The sequence below is a fragment of the Actinomadura rubrisoli genome (assembly GCF_004349215.1).
Lineage (GTDB): Bacteria > Actinomycetota > Actinomycetes > Streptosporangiales > Streptosporangiaceae > Spirillospora > Spirillospora rubrisoli.
Genome location: NZ_SMKU01000485.1, coordinates 1 through 5,562 on the forward strand (window position 1 = coordinate 1; position 5,562 = coordinate 5,562).

A 5,562-nucleotide genomic window follows, 5' to 3' on the forward strand; every position below is an offset into this window, starting at 1 on the left:
GGGCGGCGGCGGTGGAGATGACCCGCTCGATGCTGCCGGACGTGGTGCTGATGGACATCCGGATGCCGGGCGTCGACGGCATCGAGGCGACCCGCCGGATCATCCGGGACGGCGCGGCGTCGCACGATCCCCGGGTGCTGATCCTGACCACGTTCGATCTGGACGAGTACGTGATCGAGGCGGTGCGGTCGGGGGCGAGCGGGTTCCTGCTGAAGGACTCGCCGCCCGAGGACCTGGTGCAGGCGATCCGGATCGTCGCGGCCGGGGACGCGATCGTCGCGCCGAGCGTGACGCGGCGGCTGCTGGACAAGTTCGCGACGCGGCTGCCGGCGGTGCGGGACTCGGCGCCGCCGCCGGGGCTGAGCACGCTCACCGAGCGGGAGCGGGAGGTGTTGTCGCATGTGGCGCGGGGGCAGTCGAACGCGGAGATCGCCGCCGAGTTGGTGGTGAGCGAGACGACGGTGAAGACGCATGTGGGGAACGTGCTGGCGAAGCTGGGGCTGCGCGACCGGGTGCAGGCGGTGGTGTACGCGTACGAGACGGGCCTGAGCCGTCCTGGGCAGACCTGAGGAGCCTCCCGGCCAGGGAAGCCGGTCCCCGTCCGCGGGGGCCGGCTTCCGGCGTTCTGGGACCCGCTCCCCCGCGTCCTTGAGCCCCGTCCTTCGGCACAGGGGCCCTACTCCGGGAGGACGACGGGGCGGCCCGGCCCTCCTGCCACGGATGGAGCGCCAAGTCCATTCCCTGGGTGCATCTCACGGGAGCCCCCGGCTCCTACTGTTTCTACGGACGGATCACCCGGGGGACGAACGGGGTCCGCGCACTGACCAGTTCCGGTTTCTCATCTCAGACAGGGGAGTTCACGTGACGAACACCGCCCCATCGACCGCTGACGCGCACATCGCGCCGGGGGCGGGCGACTTCGCCGCACGGGCCCATCAGATCGCGAAGGTGTACGGGCGCGGGGACGCCCAGGTCGTCGCGCTCGCCGGGGTGACCGTCGGGATCCCGCGCGGCCGCTTCACCGCGATCATGGGCCCGTCCGGATCGGGGAAGTCCACGCTGATGCACTGCATGGCGGGGCTCGACTCGGTGGACTCGGGCGAGACCTACATCGGCGACACCGAGTTGACGGGGCTGAAGGACAAGCAGCTCACCCGGCTGCGCCGCGACAAGATCGGGTTCATCTTCCAGGCGTTCAACCTCGTCCCGACGCTGACGGCGCTGGAGAACATCACGCTGCCGATGGACATCGCGGGCCGCAAGGCCGACCGGCAGTGGCTGGACGCGGTGATCGACACGGTGGGGCTGCGGCCGCGGCTGAAGCACCGTCCGACGGAGCTGTCGGGCGGCCAGCAGCAGCGGGTGGCGTGCGCGCGGGCCCTGGCCGCCCGCCCGGAGATCATCTTCGCGGACGAGCCGACGGGGAACCTGGACTCGCGTTCGGGCTCGGAGGTGCTGGGGTTCCTGCGCGACTCGGTCCGGCGGATGGGCCAGACGATCGTGATGGTGACCCATGACCCGTCCGCCGCCGCGTACGCCGACCAGGTGCTGTTCCTGACCGACGGGCAGATCGTCGACACGATGGCCGAGCCGACGGCGGCGCGGGTGCTGGAGCGGATGAAGGGCTTCGAGGCGGGTCCGCGTCCGGGCGCGGGCGTTCCCGGCGCGGTCGCGCAGGGGCCGGGGGTCGCGTCGCGATGATGGGCAAGGTCACGCTCCGCAATCTCGCGGCGCACAAGATCAGGCTGGTGCTGACGGCCGTCGCGGTGATCCTCGGCGTGGCGTTCGTGGCCGGGACGCTGATCTTCACCGACACGATGAACAAGCAGTTCGACGACCTGTTCAGCCGGATCGGCCAGAACGTGGCCGTGGACGTGCGGGCGAAGAAGGTCGTGGACTCCGGCGACGACGACGGGGCGGCGGCGCAGCCGGTGCCGGCGTCGGTGCTGAAGGCCGTGCGGGGCGTGGACGGGGTGAAGAACCCGGTCGGCAACGTCAACGGGTACGCCGCCGTCGTCGGCCGCGACGGCAAGATCATCGGGTCGGGCGGGCAGGGCCCGCCGCAGATCGGCACGAACTGGAACGCCACCGGGTCCTATGACCTGAAGTCGGGCCGCGCGCCGCGCGGCCCCGCCGAGACGGTCATCGACGCCGAGAGCGCGAAGGAGGGCCGGTTCGCGGTCGGCGACACGGTGAAGGTCGTCACGTCGGGTCCGCCCCGGCAGATGAGGATCGTCGGGCTGATCGACACCGGGAACCTGATGGGCGCGACCGTCACCGCGTTCGACACGCCGACGGCGCAGCGGCTGATGCTGAAGCCCGGCTACTTCTCCGACATCGAGATGGGCGCGTCCGGGGTGTCGGAGGACGTGCTGCGCGAGCGGGTGTCGAAGGTGCTGCCGGGCGGCATGGAGGCCGTCACGGGCACGAAGCTGCGCGAGGAGACCAAGAGCGACGTCGCGTCGTTCATGAACTTCTTCCGGATCTTCCTGCTGGTCTTCGCGCTGATCTCGATCTTCGTCGGGGCGTTCATCATCTTCAACACGTTCTCGATGCTGGTCGCGCAGCGGACCCGCGAGCTGGCGCTGCTGCGCGCGATCGGCGCGGCCCGCCCGCAGGTGACGCGGGCGGTGATCGGCGAGGCGGTCGCGGTCGGGGTCGTCGGCTCCACCCTCGGCCTGGCGACCGGCGCGGGGCTGGCGTGGCTGCTGCAGTCGCTGTCGGGGACGGGGACCACCCGCCTGACGTTCACCGCGACCCCGGTGATCGCCTCGTATCTGGTCGGGATCCTCGTCACGGTCGTGTCGGCGTACTTCCCGGCCCGCCGCGCTGCGAAGATCCCGCCGGTCGCGGCGATGCGCGACGACGTGGCGATGCCGCAGCGGTCGCTGCGGATCCGGATCGCGCTCGGGTCGCTGCTGGCCCTGGCCGGGGCGGGCCTCATCGGCGCCGGCCTCAGCGGCTCCGGCGGGAACGCGATGATCCTGGTCGGTGTCGGCGCGCTCCTGGTGTTCGTCGGCGTCGCGATGCTCGCGCCGGTGATCAGCGTCCCGGTGGTGCGGGTGCTCGGCGCGCCGTTCGCGCGGCTGATGGGCACGCCCGGGCGGCTCGCGCAGCAGAACGCGCTGCGCAACCCGCGGCGGACCGCCGCCACCGCCTCCGCCCTGATGATCGGCCTCGCGCTGATCACCACGGTGAACGTGATGGGCTCGTCGATGCGGGCCTCGATCAACGCGCAGATCGACGCCCAGTTCGGCGCCGACTACATCATCCAGCCGGACGGCGGCGGGGGCATCGGCGCGGAGGTCGTCCGGAAGGTCAAGTCGACCTCCGGTGTGCAGGCGGCGTCGGCGACGTACTCGGCGAACGCGAGGATCGCCGGTGAGCGGACCTCGTACAGCACGGGGGACATGGCGGCGCTCGTCAAGGCGGCGCGGCTGAAGATGGTCTCGGGCAGCGCCGACATCGGCGCCGCCGGGCTCATGGTCAGCGAGAAGAACGCGAAGGACCACGGCTGGAAGGTCGGCGCGGCCGTCCAGGCCCAGTTCCCCGACGGCAGGACCCAGCAGTTGACGCTCGCGGGGATCTACGCCAAGAGCGACCTGATCGGCGGGGCGCTGATCTCCGAGCAGGTGTACCGGGCGCACACGACCGCGCCGGCCGCCGACGCCGTCATCGTCGACACCGCGAGCACCGACACCGCGACCAAGACGGCGATCGAGGGGGCGCTGAAGGACTACCCGAACCTGAAGGTGTCCGACCAGACGGCGCTGAAGGAGGACGCCAGCAAGCAGGTCGACGTCCTCATCACGTTCGTGTCGATCCTGCTGGCCATGTCGGTCATCATCGCGGCTGTCGGGGTCGTCAACACCCTGGCGCTGTCGGTGATCGAGCGGACCCGGGAGATCGGGCTGCTGCGCGCCATCGGCATCAGCCGCCGCCAGCTGCGCCGCATGATCCGTGTCGAGTCCATCGTGATCGCGGTGTTCGGCGCGCTGCTCGGGATGGGCATCGGGCTGGCGTTCGGCGCGGCGCTGCAGCGGGCGCTGAAGGACGACGGCCTCGGCGTGCTGTCCATCCCGGTCGGGTCGCTGATCACCTACCTGGTGGTCGCCGGCGTGATCGGCGTGCTGGCCGCGCTGTGGCCGGCGTGGCGCGCCGGCCGGATGGACGTCCTGAAGGCCATCTCCACCGAGTAGACCCTTCCCCGCCGCGGCGCACCTCCTCCCGCGCCGCGCCCTCAACGCCCCGTACGGCCGCGCCGGCAGCCGTACGGGGCGTTCCGGCGGGAGCCTCCGTCACGGTGTGGCGATCGGTTCGGCCAGGTCGGCGGGACGGGCGCGGCGGGCGCGGTCCAGGGCGCCGCGCAGGCACAGCGCCGTCGCGGCCGTCGCCGCGCCCGCGCACGCCAGCACCGCCCCCACCGGCGCCACCTCCGCCAGGCCGCCCAGCACCACCGGGCCGACGCCCTGCGACGTCATCAGGCCCGTCGACAGCAGCCCGAACGCCTGGCCCCGCCCGTCCGCGGGCAGCGCGTCCACGAACGGGCGCTGGATCCCCAGCTCGTAGGCGAACCCGCACCCGCACAGCAGCAGCAGCGCGGCGGCGCCCGCGGCGGGCAGCGGCAGGACGAACGGCACCAGCGGCAGCCCGAACCCCGCCATCAGCGGCACCACCAGGCGCTCCCGCGCCGCCGGGCCCAGCAGCCGGGCGCCCGCGAGGTTGCCCAGCAGCATCCCGCCCGCCGAGCACGCCAGCAGCAGCGCCGCCGTCCCGCCCCCGTAGCCGCGGACGCCCGCGTACGGGACGAGGAGGCTCTCCGCGCCCGCGACGAACGCGGGCGGCAGCCACTGCGCCAGCAGCAGCGCCCGCACCGCCGGGTCGGCCAGCAGCCGCCGGTTCAGCGCCCAGGTGTCGCCCACCAGCGACCCCCGGCCGCCGCCCGCCGCGGCCGGCGGCGCCGGCAGGTCCGGCAGCCGCAGCCGCACCAGCAGCGCCGCCAGCAGATGCGCGGCCGCCGACGCCAGCAGCGCGTGCCGGGCGCCCACCGCCGCCACCGCGAGCCCGCCGAACGCCAGCCCCAGCAGCTGCGCCGCCGCCGACGCCATGCCCATCAGCGACCGGCCCATCACGTAGGCGTCGCCGTCCAGCACCTCGGCGACCAGCCGGTTCGACGCGCCCGCGAACACCGGCGTCGCGCACGCCACCGCCGCCACCAGCGCCAGCGCCGCCGCCACCGGCAGGTCCGCCACCCCCAGCACCGCCGCCGCGCACGCCTCCAGCGCGTACGCGCCCCAGATCAGCGGCCGGGGCCGCATCCGGTCCGCCAGCGCCCCCAGCAGCGCCCCGCCCGCCAGCTGCGGCAGGAACCCGATCCCGTAGGCCAGCGCCGCCAGCATCGGTGAGCCGGTCTGCCCGTACACCAGCACCGCCAGGGCGATCATCCGGAGGGTGTCCGCCCCGATCGCCAGCGTCCGCGTCCCGAACAGCACCCGGAACCGCGGCTCCCCCAGCGCCTGCCGGTACCCCGCCCGCGCCGGCTCCGGCCCTGTCTCTTATACA

The 5,562-nt window shown here is 73.4% G+C and carries 4 protein-coding genes; 3 read left to right on the plus strand and 1 reads right to left on the minus strand.

The genetic code is table 11. The features are described from left to right. From E1298_RS43575 to E1298_RS43585, 3 genes are all read left to right on the plus strand, one after another. On the plus strand, nucleotides 1–569 hold a 569-nt coding region (locus tag E1298_RS43575; protein WP_131903248.1), incomplete at its 5' end, for a LuxR C-terminal-related transcriptional regulator. 292 nt (nucleotides 570–861) lie between these two features. After that, a complete protein-coding gene (locus E1298_RS43580) occupies nucleotides 862–1,701 on the plus strand; it encodes an ABC transporter ATP-binding protein (RefSeq protein WP_131903249.1) in 840 nt (279 codons plus the stop codon). Continuing rightward, nucleotides 1,698–4,199, plus strand: a complete 2,502-nt coding sequence (locus tag E1298_RS43585) for an ABC transporter permease (RefSeq protein WP_243726206.1) — start codon at nucleotides 1,698–1,700, stop codon at nucleotides 4,197–4,199. The genes E1298_RS43580 and E1298_RS43585 overlap by 4 nt, the downstream gene beginning before the upstream one ends. Nucleotides 4,200–4,298: 99 nt before the next feature. Here the strand turns inward: E1298_RS43585 and E1298_RS43590 are convergent, their stop codons facing one another. After that, nucleotides 4,299–5,492 (minus strand): MFS transporter, encoded by a 1,194-nt coding sequence (locus E1298_RS43590; RefSeq protein WP_207945204.1) that lies wholly within the window; start codon nucleotides 5,490–5,492, stop codon nucleotides 4,299–4,301. Between the last annotated feature and the right edge of the window lie 70 nt (nucleotides 5,493–5,562).